General features: G+C 68.2%; 12 protein-coding genes. 8 read left to right on the forward strand and 4 right to left on the reverse strand.

Going from position 1 to position 16,057, the window contains the following annotated elements; translation table 11 throughout:
• Positions 1-229: 229 nt before the first annotated feature.
• The 4 genes from ACIOGZ_RS12795 (at position 230) to ACIOGZ_RS12810 (ending at position 6,723) form a co-directional block, all read left to right on the forward strand.
• Positions 230-4,207 carry a CHAT domain-containing protein gene (locus ACIOGZ_RS12795; RefSeq protein ID WP_400985889.1) on the forward strand — a complete coding sequence of 1,326 codons (3,978 nt, stop codon included), beginning with the start codon at positions 230-232 and terminating at the stop codon, positions 4,205-4,207.
• A complete protein-coding gene (locus ACIOGZ_RS12800; protein ID WP_363629490.1) occupies positions 4,204-4,893 on the forward strand; it encodes a hypothetical protein in 690 nt (229 codons plus the stop codon). The genes ACIOGZ_RS12795 and ACIOGZ_RS12800 overlap by 4 nt, the downstream gene beginning before the upstream one ends.
• A 390-nt stretch (positions 4,894-5,283) precedes the next feature.
• Entirely contained in the window at positions 5,284-5,547 is a 264-nt protein-coding gene (locus tag ACIOGZ_RS12805) for an AAA family ATPase (RefSeq protein WP_363629488.1), read from the forward strand.
• Between the two features lie 186 nt (positions 5,548-5,733).
• A complete protein-coding gene (locus tag ACIOGZ_RS12810) occupies positions 5,734-6,723 on the forward strand; it encodes a restriction endonuclease (protein ID WP_363629487.1) in 990 nt (329 codons plus the stop codon).
• A 514-nt stretch (positions 6,724-7,237) separates the two neighbouring features.
• Here ACIOGZ_RS12810 and ACIOGZ_RS12815 read toward each other — a convergent pair.
• Positions 7,238-7,441, reverse strand: coding sequence for a hypothetical protein (locus ACIOGZ_RS12815; protein ID WP_363629485.1), 204 nt, complete (start codon positions 7,439-7,441; stop codon positions 7,238-7,240).
• Positions 7,442-7,555: 114 nt separating this feature from the next.
• Between ACIOGZ_RS12815 and ACIOGZ_RS12820 the strand changes: the two genes are divergently transcribed.
• The gene (locus ACIOGZ_RS12820; protein WP_400985892.1) at positions 7,556-9,901 is read left to right on the forward strand and encodes a tetratricopeptide repeat protein; all 2,346 of its coding nucleotides are present in this window, start codon (positions 7,556-7,558) and stop codon (positions 9,899-9,901) included.
• Between the two features lie 704 nt (positions 9,902-10,605).
• Here the strand turns inward: ACIOGZ_RS12820 and ACIOGZ_RS12825 are convergent.
• Complete coding sequence (locus ACIOGZ_RS12825) at positions 10,606-11,439, reverse strand: helix-turn-helix transcriptional regulator (RefSeq protein WP_400985894.1); 834 nt, start codon at positions 11,437-11,439, stop codon at positions 10,606-10,608.
• 142 nt (positions 11,440-11,581) lie between these two features.
• Here ACIOGZ_RS12825 and ACIOGZ_RS12830 point away from each other — a divergent pair, with 142 nt between their 5' ends.
• Both ACIOGZ_RS12830 and ACIOGZ_RS12835 read left to right on the forward strand, forming a co-directional pair.
• The gene (locus tag ACIOGZ_RS12830; protein ID WP_363585970.1) at positions 11,582-11,848 is read left to right on the forward strand and encodes an Atu4866 domain-containing protein; all 267 of its coding nucleotides are present in this window, start codon (positions 11,582-11,584) and stop codon (positions 11,846-11,848) included.
• Positions 11,845-12,579 (forward strand): SDR family oxidoreductase, encoded by a 735-nt coding sequence (locus ACIOGZ_RS12835; protein WP_400985896.1) that lies wholly within the window; start codon positions 11,845-11,847, stop codon positions 12,577-12,579. Before ACIOGZ_RS12830 ends, ACIOGZ_RS12835 begins: the two co-directional genes overlap by 4 nt.
• Before the next feature lie 580 nt (positions 12,580-13,159).
• On the opposite strand, the gene ACIOGZ_RS12840 is transcribed toward ACIOGZ_RS12835, so the two are convergent.
• Complete coding sequence (locus ACIOGZ_RS12840) at positions 13,160-14,872, reverse strand: serine/threonine-protein kinase (RefSeq protein ID WP_400985898.1); 1,713 nt, start codon at positions 14,870-14,872, stop codon at positions 13,160-13,162.
• Positions 14,873-15,013: 141 nt separating this feature from the next.
• On the opposite strand from ACIOGZ_RS12840, the gene ACIOGZ_RS12845 reads away from it, so the two are divergent.
• On the forward strand, positions 15,014-15,808 hold the full coding sequence (locus tag ACIOGZ_RS12845) for an FHA domain-containing protein (protein WP_400985900.1): 795 nt from the start codon (positions 15,014-15,016) through the stop codon (positions 15,806-15,808).
• Here the strand turns inward: ACIOGZ_RS12845 and ACIOGZ_RS12850 are convergent.
• Positions 15,799-16,050, reverse strand: a complete 252-nt coding sequence (locus tag ACIOGZ_RS12850; protein WP_363629476.1) for a hypothetical protein — start codon at positions 16,048-16,050, stop codon at positions 15,799-15,801. The genes ACIOGZ_RS12845 and ACIOGZ_RS12850 overlap by 10 nt on opposite strands.
• Positions 16,051-16,057 lie beyond the last annotated feature (7 nt).

Below are 16,057 nucleotides of genomic sequence, written 5' to 3' on the forward strand. Positions count from 1 at the left end.
GCGCGGCCGAACCGTAGGTTGCCCCAGCCGGCCTCGGCGATGGGGAGCCGGTGGTGGCATTTCGCCGCCATGTGGGTCGGATCGTGTCACGATGGCGGTTGGTCACTACGGGGGAGCCATGCGGGACGCGCTTGTCGAGGACTTGAAGGCTCGGGTTGCCGAGCACGCCTACCGATCGGAGACAGAAGCGCTACTCGACGAAGCGGGGCGCGAGTCTGCCATACGACTCATGGCCCTCGTCGCCGAGGAGGTTCAGGCGTCACGCAACGTCGACACCGAGGCTCTGTACACAGCGGCTGCGTTCCACTGGGCGCGAGCACTTGTGCTTGGTGATGGTGATCGCGCGCAGGGGGAGCACGAGACGGCGATCCATCTCTTCGGCCTGCTATTTCTTGCGGACCACAGGAGGGTCCCGCGTGAGCTCTGGCCCAGGCTGGTACAGGAGACCGGACACGATCCGTGGTTCGATCCGCTTGAGCATGTGGCCGACCTGGTGGTGGAGTTCGAGAAGCAACAGGACTGGGCTGCTCTGGATGAGGCTCTTGAGCTGCTTCAGCGCATTCCCCGGAGTGGGGACGGTGCGTACCACGACACCCTGATGGGCTTGGCCCATCAGTACCGTGCGACGGCGCTGGCTCGGGACGACCGGTCGCGACTGGCCGACGCGGACCGGGCCGTCGAGCTGTTGAGGGCTGTGGCGGCGTTGTCGGAGCACTCGGCTTCGCGGACCGCCACGCGTCTGCTGACCCTCGGCAGTGCCCAGGTCGGCCGCTTCGAACTGACCGGAATCCCGGCGGATCTGGTCGATGCCGCGCATTCGTATCGTCGGGCCCTGGAGCTGGCGGCACCGGGGTCCACCGAGCAGGTGTCGGCAATGATCGGCGTGGGGACGGGGTTTGGCCGTCGGGCCGAGCTCCCGGGCACCGAGCGGAGCGATGTGGTCGCCCAGTTGCGGGAGGCGGTCGACTGGCTGCGTCGGGCAGCGGACCTCGATCTGGAGCACGGCCGGCGCCCGGATCTTGTGAACCTGGCCAAGGCGACCGGGCTGTTGCTGGAGCACACGCTCCGGCTGAGGCGCGCAGGCGACGCCGTCACCGGCCGGGGCACACAGGACGCGTCGGCTCCAGCACCGCCAGCGACTGAGGCTGAGGCGGCGCAAGCACGTCGTCTGATCGCCCTCGGCGACGAGGTGGACCAACGGGTTGTCACCGAGCAGGAGGCTCTGCGGTGGGTTGGCGAGTTCGGTAGCGAACTGTCGGAGGCCGCCGTGCGGATCGTGGCGGCGGTGGCCGTCGACCTGGTCACGCTTGGTATGCCCCGGCGAGCGGTTGCCGTGCTGGCCCTGACCTTGGCAGCGGCTGAGCGGCGCTGGGGGACCGATCGGGACGGCCCGTGGTGGTTGCTGGCGGACGCGTACGTCGAGGCGGCTCGGCTGGCCCTGGCCGAGCAGCCGGACGCGGCGCTGTTCCAGCACGCGCGCGAGGTGGCCGGCCGGCAGATTGACGAACTACGCGGTCGTGACGCCGTGCAGGATGTCGCTGAACTCGCCGAGACCCTGTTCGCGGACGGCCTGTTGTGCCTGACCCCGTACACCGGGGGGCTGGCAGACCTGTCGTTCGCCTCGGCCCAACAGCTCCGGCGTGACCGCGAGGCCCGGCACATGGGTGTCCACACCGCTCGCTGGGAGGGCGTCACCATGCCGGACCCGCGGCATGCGGTCGAGGAGGCCGTGGCCCGGCTCGGGGAGGCGGCGGCGCTAGCCGCCGGCCACCGGCGTGGCCGAACGCTCAAGGCCCTGGTCGAGGCTCTCTCCATGCTCGCCGGCTTAACCGGGACCTCGTACGACCAGGAGGTGAGGGCGGCGGTCAGGGAGGCAGTCGGGACCCTGGACCCGTTCCGCGATCCGCTCGGCTACCTGTACCTGTTGCGGATTCTCGCCCTGCTCGGTGAGCTGGTCTTGCCCCGCGAGCTGGACGGCCTGCTCCCGGTCCCGCTGGACGAAGTCCGGGAGCGCCAGGGCGAGCACGAGGCGGCTAGCCTGTTTACCGAGGCATTGGTCCTCGCGGCAGAGACGGGGCACCGGGATCTGGAGGCCGCACTCATCGAGGCTGCTGACGGGGCGGGCCTCAGGCTCCGGAAGCCCGACCAGCGGCGGGCGCGCTGGACCAGCGAGGTGCACCTGCTCCACGAGGACACGCTCGACTGCCCGATGCCGGGCGGGATCCGGGCCATAGCGGAGGAGCTCACAGCAGACCGGACCCGGGGGCCGGCGGAGCGGGCCGCGGCGCTCGTCCACCTTGCCGCGCACTCCGGCGAGGGCGACGAGCAGGCCCTGGGCCGAACCCTGATCCTGGAGGCCGCTCGATCGTCTCCGGACTGGGTGGACCAGCACGTTGAGATGGTGGCGAACCTGTACGGCCGCTTGTCCTACGACCTGGCCGTGCGCGCCGATCGCGCGGCGAACTGGGTGGCGGCAGCCGAGTGCTTCGCCGTGGCCGGCGCACAGTACATGATGTGCGACCAGGAGGATCTGGCGCTCGACGCCTTCGAAGCCGGTTTGGCCTGTGTCCGGCGCTGTGACCATCCGGTGGCGAGCAGTGCTGCCAGCGCACTGCTCAGCAGCATGACTTCGCTCCGAACGAGCACGGACGAGGGAATCGCCTGGAAGCTCCGAGAGCTGTACCTCTCCCTCGGCCACGTCCTCTCTTCGCACGCCCGCGTCGATGCGGCCACCGTTCTTCTTCTGCACCAGGTGGCCAAGGGCATGCATTTCGCGATCGCAGCCGAACGCTCCGGTCCGTTCACCCCGTCACCTGCGCTCGCTGCCGCGATCGACCGGGCGAGCCTCGACGCCGCCCAACCACCGCCTGCGGAGCGGCCGCTGAGCCCGGATGACGCCATCCTCTGTTACGTCGGTACCGGCGAGGCCGAACCCGAGAGCGGCCCTGACGCGCGGCAACGCAACCTGCAGCGGGCCGTCGACCGCCGGATCAGCATAGAACTCCACCAGGCCCGGAACCTCTCGCGAAACTCCCTCCTGAGCCTGGACGAAGTCCAGGCGCTGCTCCCGGAGGACACGGTGCTGCTGTCGTTGTTCCTCGGGCAGTTCCCGGGACCGAACGCGACGGACATCCGAACCGGGACGGTGGGTCTGGCGGTGACGCGCGAGGAGGTGCGCCTGCGGACCGTCGCGTTCAACGACGTCGGCGGCGACCTGCTCCGCCTCACCCGCGGTCTCCATACGATGCTGATCCACCCGGTGGCCGGCCCTGTTTCCGTGCTGAGACAGGCCGTTACGGCCGATCCGCTGCACCGCGTGGTGAGCCGTGAGGCGGGCACCGCCCTGGAGTACGCCGGCGCACAATGCCTGGCCGGTTTCACAGAGCTGATGGGACATTGGCAGGCCCAAGGCAAGCGGCATCTATGCATCTGGCCGAACGGGCCACTCCACTTCGTCCCTTTTCCGCTGCTTCCCGCCGCAGACGGGCTGGTAGCGGACGAATGGACCGTGACACAGCTCTCGAGCCTCGCCTTGCTCCGTACCGCCACCACCGCGGAGCTGACGCCGCCCGCTGCACGCCATGAGCTTGTGGCGTTCGGGTCGGCGACCGGCGGCGTGCGGCACGGCTTGGGCGCCGAGACGGCGTTGGAGCACCATGCGTCTTCGGTGGCGGCGTCGATGGGTGGCCGAGCCGTGCTCGGAGCCGCCGCCACGCCCAGCCGCTTCCTGAACGAGCTCGGCACCTCGCGCTACGTGCATGTGGCTGCGCATGGCGCGCACAATGAGTGGGCCTCCTGGTACCAGTGCCTCTTCCTGTCACCCGATCCCGACAACGACGGCCGGGTTTTCGCGCACGACGTTCTGAGAACCGACCTGCGTGGCGTCGAACTCGTCACCATGAGCTCGTGCGAGTCGGCCCTGGGCCGCTACGACATGAACGACAACCTGCGCGGCCTGCCGGCAGCCTTCCTGGCCGCGGGCGCCTCGGCCGTCATCGGATGCTTGTGGCCGGTCCATCCGGACGTGGCCACCGACTTCTTCGCTGAGCTATACCGACAGCTCTGTGGAGATGGTGATCGTCGGTCCGCATTCCGCTCTGCCCAGTGCCACACACGCACCAAGTACCCCGCATACCGGGACTGGGGTTCGTTCTGTTTCATCGGCGACTGGCGCACGCCGGACACACCTCAAGGAGTAGCGCAGTGAACCACGTCAGCATCGACGCACCAGTCTTGTGGGATGTCGAGCTCTCTCAGGTGCCGCGACTCAACACCCCGACTACGTCAGCCCCGTTGCGGGGGCGAGTGTCCCTGGGGGTGGCTGCGGTGCGTCGGCTCACGGCCGAGCAGGCGGCCCAGGGGGACGAGGAGTGGCTTGACTTCCTGGAGTCGGAGTCCGCCCACAGCGACTACCTGCTCCTCAGCCTGGTCTGCGCCTTCCGGCCGTCCGACAACGACGACCCGTTCGTCGACGCCGGCCTCGGCATCCGCTTGGAGGCTCCCGACGAGCCTGCGGACCGACAGCCGATCGCCTGGTCCATTGCCCCGAAGAAGCGCCTCGCTCCCGGCGGTGGAGTGGGCGGCCGGATCGCGCTAACAGCCAAACTCGCCATCATCGAGTCCACCCTGGAGGTCAGCCCCAGTCAGCAGCACGAACAGCTGTTCCTCGTGGGTATGGGTGAGCGCGACAGCGATCCCGAATGGCGGTTCAAGGCGACAAATGCGGTCCCCTTGATCGGTGACGAGACGTTGACCGTCGTGGTCAAGGCCCCAACCGGAGCGGCCGTGCGGGCCCACGTCTCCATCGCGGCAACGGTCAGGCAGCGGCGCCTGGGCTTGCTTCCCTACCGCGCGAACCTGCCGTCCGCGCTACAGACAATCGACCTCCAGTAAACTACCTATCCGAGCCGTGCGATCGGCGTGCCGTCGCAGCGAGCTACGACTAACGGAGTGCGTCAGCGATGCATGAGCGGACGGCGCGGCACATGCCGGTGTGGGTGAGATCGTGGATCACAGCGCAACGTTCTGACCTGTGAGTTCGTCACCAAGTGATCGATGATGGCAGCAGCCAACGCGATCACTTTCGGGCTCGAAGTGCCCCGCCGCTCACGTTGATGGCTGCGTCGCTCAATTCAGTCTCGGGCTCGACGGCAGGCCCCCACAGGTGCAGCGGCTTCGACTGGCGGGCTTCTGGCATGCCCGGGGGGCTAAGCTCAGCTTTAACTACTGCACGAATTCGGCTTGTTGCCGCGTGCGGTTCCAGCGAGTGCAGCTGGAGAGCAGATGCGCCTGTCCAAGATCCGCATTCAGAACTTCCGGAACTTCCGCGACACCACCATCGATCCTTTCCCCACGCCGGCGGTCATCCTGGGGGAGAACGGGGTAGGCAAGAGTAACTTGCTACACGCGCTGCGCCTTGTTCTCGACCCGATCACAGCCGCCACGCTGTCCAACATGGCGACGGACGTGATGCTGACCTCCGACACCCGCCAGTGGGTCGCCGAGGCGCCGTTGATCACCAGGCGTTGCCCGAAGGTCACTCAATGACCAGCAATGCCACAATCCGTCGAGCGAAGTGCCACTCACCTGACAGACGTCACCTCCCCTTGTGCTGCCAGGCTGACCATCGTCCCAGCCTGGCCACCGACATCGCAAGTTCAACCTGAAGTGGCCAACTCGTGCTTGAGCCAGGACCGCTGAGTGACTGTCAGTGCTGACCGATAGCCTTGGGCTGTGGAAGATCTGACAGCTGGACTGTTCGACGAGCTGATGGACTTGGGTGGCTGTGGTGTCTATGACAGACATCTCGGCGAGACGGAGGCCCTTGGCAATCGTGGCGAGCTACTCCCGTTGGTGATCACGTCTCTCCGGCGCATCAGCAAGGGGGTCGGATGGATGCCCCCGCAAGGGGAGTACTCAGCGAAGCTCATCGGCACCGTGGCTTTGACTGAGACCCTCTTGAACATTTCGACCCAGGTGCAAGGGCACATGGGCTTTGTCGCCGAGGAAGCGACGCCCGTGATGGTTGCCTGTGAGGACTATTTGCGTGAGCGGCGAGGCGAGGTCCACTACTGGCTGAATTACGAGGACCAGCAGCTCTTTGAGACTCGCCGCCGTCTGGGTGAGCTTGAGCGTAGGTATTGGGACTCCCGAGCTGAGCGGTGCCGGGAGCGAAGTCGGCAAACGAAGAGGCCCAAGTTTGTCCCCTTGGTTGAACATCGTGACACGTTGACAATGATGGAATCAGAGATCATGCAGGCGGCAACACGTATGAGCACGCTGCTTGAAAAGCAACCCGCTGTACTTTTTGAACCTGGCGGTAGTGTCACCGCTGCTGTAGTCGATAGCCTCACCCCTACTGCCTTTGAACGGCTTGTGTCCGCGCTGTTGGAGCGCGACGGCTTCACCGTGCACCAGGCCGTCGGTCGCTCTGGTGATGACGGTGCTGATGGCATCGCCACCGGCCCCATGAAGCAGCTGTTTGTGGTGCAGGCAAAGCACACTGCCCACCGTCGCAATGTCGGTCCGGAAATCGTGCGCGAGGTAGCGGGAGCGGCCTTCCAGATTCACAACGCCGAGGTCGCGCTGGTGGTCACGAACGGGGGCTTCACGCGAGGGGCTGCCGCTACTGCGGAGCGGGCGCGAGTGCGGTTGGTTGACCGTTACCGACTCCTTCGCTGGGCCGAGCACGGAGAGTCGTTGGTAAGGGTTCTGAGCAGCTGACAGGGATCGCCAGGTGGCCGGCTACTCAGGTTGAACTCGCGATGTCGGTAGTCAGGTTGGGGTGATGGCCAGCCCAGTCCCGGCTAGGGAACCGTTGATGAGGTGGGGGCGGTACTGGATCTTCCGTAGCCCTCGTTCGGCCGTTCGCACCAGGTGGTCAGGGTCGCGAACGCAACGTTGGCCAGGAACCCCGTCGTAGCAGCGACCAGATCCCTCGGTGGGGTTGAGGCCGGGGGCGTACCCAGATGGCCTCCTGTCCCGTAGGTGTGCCGAAGCCCTCCCGGCCGGGCCGAGGACGACCGCCCGGCCGCAAGAACTCCCAACCGATCCCTCGCCATGACGTCCACACGGTCGGTAAAGCAGGCATCGCGACGTCGTCTACGAAGAAGAAACCCAGGCCAGCAGCCAAAGGTTAAGGATCCGGCTAGAACCGAGCGGTAGCCCGACCACCGGCTGGTTGTGCACATGGACCTCGGCGCTGGTTGCCGGGCGGGCGCGCGGTTCGTGTGCGCCTTCAGTTGAGGAGGAATGGGGACAGGGCGCCGGCGATGGCGGCGGCCAGGGTGAGGACAGCAGCGAAGGTGGTGGCACCACGCATCAGCGCCGCCGGATAAGTGGCTCCGTCGATGCGGGCCAGCACGCCTGCCGCTGCAGCAGCCAGGAGGGCGAGCGCCATGACCAGGACGAGGGAGAGCAGCACGATAGCGATCCGGTTCACGACGATCTCCTTGAGAGGGGGAGGTGTTGACGTGATCGACGATCGCGGAAGCGTTGTTCACCGTGGTCCGGCTGGACGATGATGAACACTGTTGAACACCGGGGAGGGGGCCGTGTGGGCGGGATCGATGAGCAGGTGGTGGCGCGGGCTGAACTGTGTGATCGGCTGGAGGGCGGCCTTGCCCGTCGGCGACTGACGAAGACTCAGCTCGCTAATCGCGTCAAGCTGAGCCGCACCACCGTTCATACGGCCTTCCAACTCACCGGCCCTGTCCCGTCAGCTGCCACCGTTGCGGCACTCGCCCGTGCGCTGTGCCTGTCGGCAGACGAGCTGCTGGGGCTTCGACGGGTAGCAGCAGGTGAGGCCGAACTGGCGCACGGTGTGGAGGAGGGCCTGGGCAGGCCGATCGCCGAGTGGGACCCGCACGACCTGGAGGTTCACCCTGCGGGAACGGTCACGGTCTTGGGCGGCTCCAGTGCCCGGGTGCGTCAGGTGCTGCCCGGCTATGTCGGGCGTGAGCACGACAAGGTCCTGACCGAGGCGGTTCGCGACACCGAGCAGGGCCGAAGCCGGATCGTGGTGCTGGTCGGATGGTCGTCCACCGGCAAGACCCGCGCCTGCTGGGAGGCGGTCCAGCCACTCGGAGAGAACGGGTGGCGGCTATGGCACCCCAACGATCCGATCCGAGCCGAAGCCGCTGTCGCCGACCTCGAGCGCGTCCAGCCCCGCACGGTGGTGTGGCTCAACGAGGCCCAGCACTACCTCGGCGATCCCCAGCGCGGCGAGCGGATCACCGCCGCCCTCCACAGCCTCCTTACCGACCCCAACCGCGCTCCGGTCCTCGTCCTGGGCACCCTCTGGCCCAACTACTGTGATCAGTACACGAAACTGCCCTTCCCGGGCGCGGCTGATCCGCACAGCCGAACCCGCGAACTCCTCGCCGGACGCACCTACACCGTGCCAGAAGCCTTCGACAGCGAGGCGCTGCGGAAAACCGACGACCTCGCCCGGGCCGGAGACCAACTGCTCTTCGATGCCCTGACCCGTGCCCGCGCCCACGGACGCGTTGCCCAGGACCTCGCTGGCGCCCCCGAACTTCTTCGCCGCTACGAACATGCCACCCCAGCAGCCCGGGCCCTGCTGGAAGCGGCGATGGACGCCCGGCGCCTCGGCGTCGGCCTCCACCTGCCACAGGCATTCCTGACCGAGGCCGCCACCGACTACCTCACCGACGACGAATGGGATCGACTCACCGAGGACTGGATCGAGGCCGTCGAAGCCGCGTACACCGATCTCGCCATCGAAGTTCACGGCAAACACGCTCCGCTGCGCCGCACTACCCCTCGTGCCCAGCGCCGCCCGCCAGTCACGACGGAACCTGTTGGGAAGTCTGCCCCAGAGGTGGAACCGGTCTTCCGTCTTGCCGACTTCCTCGAACAGTACGGCCGCACCGACCGCTACATGCTGTGCCCCCCCGCCTCGTTCTGGCATGCAGCGCACACCCACCTCACCCAGCTCGACGTCCGCGGAAAGCTTGCCGTTGCTGTCAAAATCAGGCATCGCCTGCAGTGGGCTCACCATCTGACGTCTCACACCGTCGATCCGGATACGGCCGAGGCCATCCTGCAGAAGGCGCCGCCGTGGCAGGACGCAGTGGATCGGCAGACTGCCGACGACATCATCCGTATTGCCGCCGAGGCTGGCTTCTACTTCGACCCGACCAACATGGCACGGCTGCGGGAATGGGATGGGGATTGGCAGGGTGCCGAGACCATGTACCGGAAAGGCGCTGACGAGGGCGATCTGAACGCCTTTGCAGGTCTGGCGCGGTTGCGGGAGGAAGCCGGGGATCGTGAGGGCGCCGAGGCTGTGTATAGGGAGGCCATAGACAACGGGCACGTGTTCGCGTATTTGCGCTTGGCGCGGTTGCGGGAGGAAGCCGGGGATCGTGAGGGCGCCGAGGCTCTGTATCGGCAGGGCGCTGACGAAGGCGACTTCCACGCCCTCTCCGACTTGGCACGGTTGAGGGAACGGGCTGGAGAACGCATGGATGCCGAGGCACTGTTTCGGCAGGCTGCTGATGCAGGCGACGAGGCCGCTTTGGTATGTCTGGCTGTGCTGAGAGACAGGGCCGGAGATCGGGAAGGCGCCGAAGCCCTATGCCGACAGGTTGGCAGAGCTCGTCTCCTGATAATGCTGGCGTGGGGGCGGGAAGTGTCCGGTGATCGGAAGGGCGCCGAAGCGCTCTACCGGGAGGCTTCCGATGTGGGCATCACCGCCAGCGACTATTGGGATCCCGGGTCACGTCACATGTACACGTTCGAAAGTCTTGTGTCTGAGGGAAATAGGACAGAGGCTGCAATCCCTGCGCCGTGGTCTGGCCTGGTTCCTGGCTTTTTCAAGGAGAGATGGCCCTACGGCCTGGGCCCGGACGGGACACCAACCGCTCCATGGCCATGAGGACGTGCCGGCGATCTGCTTGGCCGGCACGGCTTCAAAATCAAGCCGGGGCTACTCGTGATAGGTCGGGGGCAAGGCAGGACTGCGTCAGCGATGCGCGCGGCTTCGTTGATGGGATCAGCGCCAAGCGTACCAGGGCGCCGTCGCTCTCTGTAGTGAGTGCAATGGTGCCCGATGCCATGGCAACTCCTGGCATGCTGTCAGCTCCGTCCCTCCCCGGGTGCACATTTGGTGCACAACACGACGAGGACGGGTGAGAGTCGACGAGAGATCACGAGAAGCATTTTGCCAGCTCAGAGGCCGTGAACCGGCACTTCCCCCAGTCGGCCCAACAGCCGCGATTCAGAAGTCCTTGTACAGCTCGAATTTCCCGGCCATGCCAGTGACAGCCTTTCGCTCGATGGCCCCCTGGCACCGCACCGTAGGGCCAAATCCTCTGTGATGCTCGCTAGTTGACCCAGTCTGGTGGCGACCATTCGAGTTACGGAGTCGTGTGCTGATTGGCCGCGGTGAGAGAAACCGGTGCACACGGCGAGTTTTCTGTGGGAGTGGGCTTCGGGACTGACGGCGGCTGGTTGTTTCCTTTTGGGCGGGTGTCCGGTCCCGTACGGCTAGTCACGGAGTCACGGAGAGTGAAGTGTGGCGCCGTGGTCATCAGGCGAGTTGATCACTGCGCGCTCAACGCAGCTGACCGTCCTCACCGTTTACCCGGCGCCCCGGTTCAAGGTGGCGCGCAGGGACCCAAGCAGGCTGAGGGCCTGCGCGCTGGAACTGCCGGGCTCCGCCTGGTAGACGATCAGCTGCTGGCCGGGAGCGTCGCGCACGTCGAAGGCCTGGTAGGTGAGGGTCAGTGGGCCGACGTCCGGGTGGAGGAGGTGCTTGGCCTCCTGGGTCTTGCCGCGCACCGCGTGGGCGTTCCACAGACGGGTGAAGTCCGTGCTGTGACCGGTGAGGGTGCGGACGAGCTCCCGCAGCCGGGGGCTGTCCGGGTCGAGCCCGGCGGCCTGCCGCAGGTGGCCCACGACGGCCTGGGCCGTGTGGCCCCACCGTTCGTGGAACTGCCGGCCCGCCGGGTCGAGGAAGGCCATCCGGGCGAGGTTGTCCATCCGCTCGAAGGGTGAGTGCAGGGCCTCGGCCAGGGCATTGGCCGCCAGGACGTCCAAAGTCCGGTTGATGACGAACGCCGGGGCGGCCGGGTAGCCGTCCAGCAACTGGCGCAGGGCGGGGCCGACCCGGTCCGTGGTGTGGGCGAACCGGCTGCTCGGCACCGTCCCCGCCAGCTGGTGCAGGTGCGCGTGCCCATCCGAGTCAAGCCGCAGGGCGCGGCCGAGCGCGTCGAGGACCTGGGCCGATGGGTGGCGTTCTCGCCCCTGTTCCAGGCGGGTGTAGTAGTCCGCGTTCACCCCGGCCAGGACGGCGACCTCCTCCCGGCGCAGTCCGGCGACCCTGCGTACCCCGTGGCTCGCCACGCCGGCGTCCTGCGGCAGCAGGGCCGCACGGCGTGCGCGCAGGAACTCTCCCAGGTGGTTGTCGGTCACGCCCTCACCCTAGGCCGCGCCGGCGGTGCCTTGCCTGGGTGCACCGCACCCAGGCAAGGCACGTCCTGGCCGGTCACCCGCGTCCCGCCCAGACTCGGTCGGGCGGAACGGATCCGCATCCATCGACGAAGGGAGTCCGTCCTTGACGGGCAGCACCGAGGAGGGCCGAGCCGACGTGGTCGGCTTGTGGGTGACGGCGGACGGTCACATCCGTCAGGAACTACGGGCGGACGGTCGATACGACGAGGCCCGCGGCCACCGCCGCAGCGCCTACACGGGCCGCTACACGGTCACCGGCCATCACATCGACTACGTCGACGACACCGGGTTCACCGCCACGGGTGACATCCGAGACGGAGTCCTCCACCACGAACACCTCGTGCTCCACCGGGAGGAGAAGCAGGCATGACGCAGACACCCAAGGTCGTACTGGTCACCGGAGCGAGCAGCGGGATCGGCGAGGCCACCGCGCGCAGCCTCGCCGCCGACGGCCACCGCCTGTTCCTCGGCGCACGGCGCACCGACCGCCTCGACGCGCTCACCGCGGAGCTCACCGCCGCAGGCGGCACCGCGGCGTTCCGGCGTCTCGACGTCACGGACGCCGCCGACGTCCAGGCCTTCGTGTCCGCCGCCCGTGAGCGCTACGGCCGGGTCGACGTCCTGGTCAACAACGCCGGAGTCATGCCGCTCTCGCCCCTGGAGGCCCTGAGGACGGACGAGTGGGACCGCATGATCGACGTGAACCTGCGGGGAGTCCTGCACGGCATCGCCGCCGCACTGCCCGTGATGCGGGCCCAGGGCGGCGGGCACTTCGTGAACATCGCGTCCGTCGGCGCGTACGAGGTCTCTCCCACCGCCGCCGTCTACTGCGCCACCAAGTTCGCCGTCCGCGCGATCTCCGAAGGGCTGCGCCAGGAGTCCGCCGGAGACATCCGGGTCACCCTCGTCTCTCCAGGCGTGACCGAGTCCGAACTCGCCGAAGGCATCTCCGACCCCACCGCCAGGGAGGCCATGAGGGCGTACCGCGCAGTGGCACTGCCCGCCTCCGCCGTCGCGGAGGCCATCGCCTACGCCGTGTCCCAGCCCCGGCAGGTCGACGTCAACGAACTCGTCGTCCGCCCCGCGGCGAGCGCCCAGTGACCGCCCACGGGTTCCCGTCGGTCGCGGTGCCCCGCTCGCCCCCTGATCAGGTGGCCGCCCCGCCCGGCCGGTGACCGCCGACGCCACCGGTCTCCAGGCGAACCGGCAGGTCGCTGGACCACGAGGCTCAGGTCGGCCGACGGGGACGATACGACCGACGATGATCTGCTGACGGCCCTCACGGGTGGTGGCCTCTACAGCTGGAGTTCCGACCGTCCGGTGAAGCCTCTTCGGACAGTGGGATCACCGTTGGTGCGTCGTTCGGCCGTATGCCGGTCGTCGGGGTGACCCCGACGGCATCTGCGGATGCCGGCGAGAACTTACGAAGCAGGTGTCGGCGGTTCGAAAGCGTCCGCGCCCACCCCGTGAACAGCTGAAACGCGTACTGCGGCCCAGGTCAGGAGCATGATCCCGACCCGGGCCGCAGTCGTTCCGGCAGCCTCGCGACAGTCTCGTACATCCTCGATGCAGTCTCGCCGGACGGATCCGGCGCCTGGATTTCGCCCGAATGGCCGACGAGGGCTGGGGTGCGGGCGGCTGGGGGTGGTGGCCCGGGCGTGCTCCTTGCGGCAGCCTCGTTTCACCGGCGGACCGGGGTGGTGCCGTTCATGCCGAAGCGAGCGGAGCACTGCTCGCCGGACCGGTTGTTCGCGTTCCAGACGCAGATCCACATCGTGTAGCCGATGTCTGGGACGAAGCTCGTCTTCGCGGCGCCCCAGGAGGCGCGGAAGGTGTACGTGATGCCGTCGCTGCGGGCGAGCTCGGCGACGCAGGTTTGGTTCAGGGAGGTGTTGAGCACGCCCGCGAGCGAGCCGGAGCCGTTGTCGTCCAGCCAGGCGGAACAGGCGGCGTCGGGGCCGAGCCAACTGGTGTCCGCCTCGGAGCCCTTGACCTGTGCCGGGTCGTCGCTGCCGTTGATGCCGCTGATCGATGACGAGGTGGGGCTGGGGGCAGCCGCTGAGGGTGCGGCGGGGGCCGTGCTCGGTGGGGTGGCCGTGCCAGGTGGGGTGGTCGGGGGCTGGGTAGCGGGTTTGGCGGTGGCGAAGGTCGAGGGCCGCAGGCTCGGGGAGGGTGTCCGCGTGGTGCCGGCCGGGGTGGTTGAAGGCGGGGGAGAGGGTTCGGCGGTGGCGGTGGCGGAGATCGAGGTGCTCGGGCTCGCGGAGGGCCCGGGCGTCGCCCCGGCCAAGGGCTCGACGGCGACCGGCACGCCGCTGGACTCCTGCGCGTTGTGGTGCTGCGGGGAGGTGGACGGGCTGAGGGCGAACACCGCGACCGCGCCGAGGGCGGTCGCCGCGGCGATCGGCAACAGGAACAGGTGCTTGCGCGGGCGGCGAGGTGATGCCAGGGGTGCGGGCCCGACGTCAGGCTTCGGGTCCGTGCTCGTATCCGGTGGCGGGACGGTCTCCAGCTTGCCGACCGGCGTTTCGGCGAAGGCACGTCGAGCGTCGATGCGTGACATGACCTCGGGCGGCCAGGACGGGGGAGGGGCGAGCCGGTGCGTGCGCGTCGCCAGGACGATCTCGTCGGCGGTGGGGCGTGCTCCGGGGTCGGTGGCGAGACAGGGCCCGAGGAGGGCGGCGAGGTCGGCGTCCACGGCGCGCAGCGGCTCCACGTCGGAGGCGGCGCCGGGTGTGCGACCCGAGGCGGCGTAGAGCAGGAGCGCCGCGAGCGAGTAGACGTCCGCGGGCGCTGCCACGTCCTCGTCCCCGGCCTGCTGTTCCGGTGCCGAGAAGCCCTGTGTTCCGTAGCTGCCGCCGATCCCGGTGAGCCTCGCCTGGTCCGCGGCGCGCGCGATGCCGAAGTCGATCAGCTTCACGCCGTCGCGCACCAGCATGACGTTGGCGGGCTTGATGTCGCGGTGCGCGATCTCGGACGCGTGTACGGCCCGCAGTTGAGCGGCTGTCTCGGCCAGCAGCAGCCACAGCGCCTCGGCGGGCAGCGGGCCGTGCAGCCGGACCGCCTCGTCCACCGTGAGCCCGGGGACGTACTCGGTGGCGAACCACGGGCGTTCCGGAGTGGCGTCGCTCGCCAGCACCCGCGGTCCGACTCCGAGCGGCACACGGTAGAGGATGCCGACCTCTCGGTCGAAGCGCTCGCTGGGGACCAGCCGCGGCCGGACGAGCTTGACAGCGGCGTAGCCCCTGTCCGAGACCCCGAGGTAGACCTCGCCCATGCCGCCGGTGCCGAGCAGGCCGATGATGCTGAAACGGCCGATCTCCTGCGGATCGCCCGGACCGAGTGGTTCGGCGACCATGCCGTCGATCGCGGCAGCTCGCCGGCTGATCTCGCTCACGGCGGGCAGGCTATCGAGCAAGTCCACTCCGGACAAGCGGAGTTGGCGGTTCCGCAGGCTCGACACGCCGCGTGCCCGCAGGAGGACTGGTCCTCTCGGTGCGCTCATACACTGGCGCGAGCCGAAGCGGAGGTATGTGAGATGGCGTACGAAAACTTCCCACCTCAGATGCTGCCGCCGGGCAGTCCTTCCGGCAGGGTGCCCTCGGCGCCACCGGGGACGATCTTCGTGCTCGGCCCGGAGGGCGGGTACGCCGTGCCGTCGCGCCGGTACACCCTGCTGTTCGGGCGCGACCGCGAGGACGTGCACGTACCGGTCGGTGTCGACGACCCGACCGTCAGCCGTCGGCACGGCGTCTTCACCTGCGCCGGCACCGATGGCGACTGGTGGCTGGTCAACACCGGCAGTCTGCCGATCGAATTGCCCGACGGCGTGCTGATGCTCACCAGCCACAAGCGGATCATCGGGCCCGGGTACACCCCGCTGGTGATCAACTCGTCCAAGCGGCGGTCCCACCTGGTGGAGGTCCGCGTCGTGGACGGGGATGACCTGCACCCCCGTTCCACGAGCGGCGCCGATACCGCGGCCCCCGAGACGGTCTACCTGCTCTCCCTACAGGAGCGGCTGGTGCTCACCGCGCTCGCCCGGCGCTACCTGGAGGGCCAGGACGCCTTCCCGCTCCCGTCGGCCTGGGAGGAGACCGCCCGGCTGGTCAACGCCTCGCCCCGCGCGACCAAGTCCTGGACCCACAAGTCGGTCGCCAACACGGTCGAGGACGTGCGCGAACGGCTGCGCCGGCGGGGCGTGCGCGGACTGACGCGCGACGAGGTCGGCGAGCCGGTCGGCTCGACGCTCAGCGTCAACCTGATCAGGGAACTGCTCAAGACGGCGACGCTGAACGCCCAGGACCTGGAGTTGCTGGCCGATCAGGGCTGACGCGTTTCTCGGGCCTCCGTCTCGGGCGCGGCTTCGGCGTTGTGGTTGTAGGTGACGTGCATGGTGCCGTGTTCCACGGCGAAGACGGCTGCCTGGTCCTCGGCCGAGTTCTGCTGGCGCGGTTGGGGCTGCGGCTGCTCGGGGTGATGCTTCGTGTTCGTCACGTGGTTGTTGTCGCCCACGATGAAGGTGCCGGAGACGTCTCCGGCGTGGATGGTGCCGGGGGTGGATTCCGTAGACATGGTCGGC

It is taken from the genome of Kitasatospora sp. NPDC088160 (assembly GCF_044741445.1).
Classification (GTDB): Bacteria; Actinomycetota; Actinomycetes; order Streptomycetales; family Streptomycetaceae; genus Kitasatospora.

Bases quoted from the DNA above. Each gene is read 5' to 3' on its own strand.
- ACIOGZ_RS12795 (WP_400985889.1), top strand. From the start codon at position 230: ATGGCCCTCGTCGCCGAGGAGGTTCAGGCGTCACGCAACGTCGACACC.
- ACIOGZ_RS12845 (WP_400985900.1), top strand. From the start codon at position 15,014: ATGGCGTACGAAAACTTCCCACCTCAGATGCTGCCGCCGGGCAGTCCT.
- ACIOGZ_RS12805 (WP_363629488.1), top strand. From the start codon at position 5,284: ATGCGCCTGTCCAAGATCCGCATTCAGAACTTCCGGAACTTCCGCGAC.
- ACIOGZ_RS12835 (WP_400985896.1), top strand. From the start codon at position 11,845: ATGACGCAGACACCCAAGGTCGTACTGGTCACCGGAGCGAGCAGCGGG.
- ACIOGZ_RS12850 (WP_363629476.1), bottom strand. From the start codon at position 16,050: ATGTCTACGGAATCCACCCCCGGCACCATCCACGCCGGAGACGTCTCC.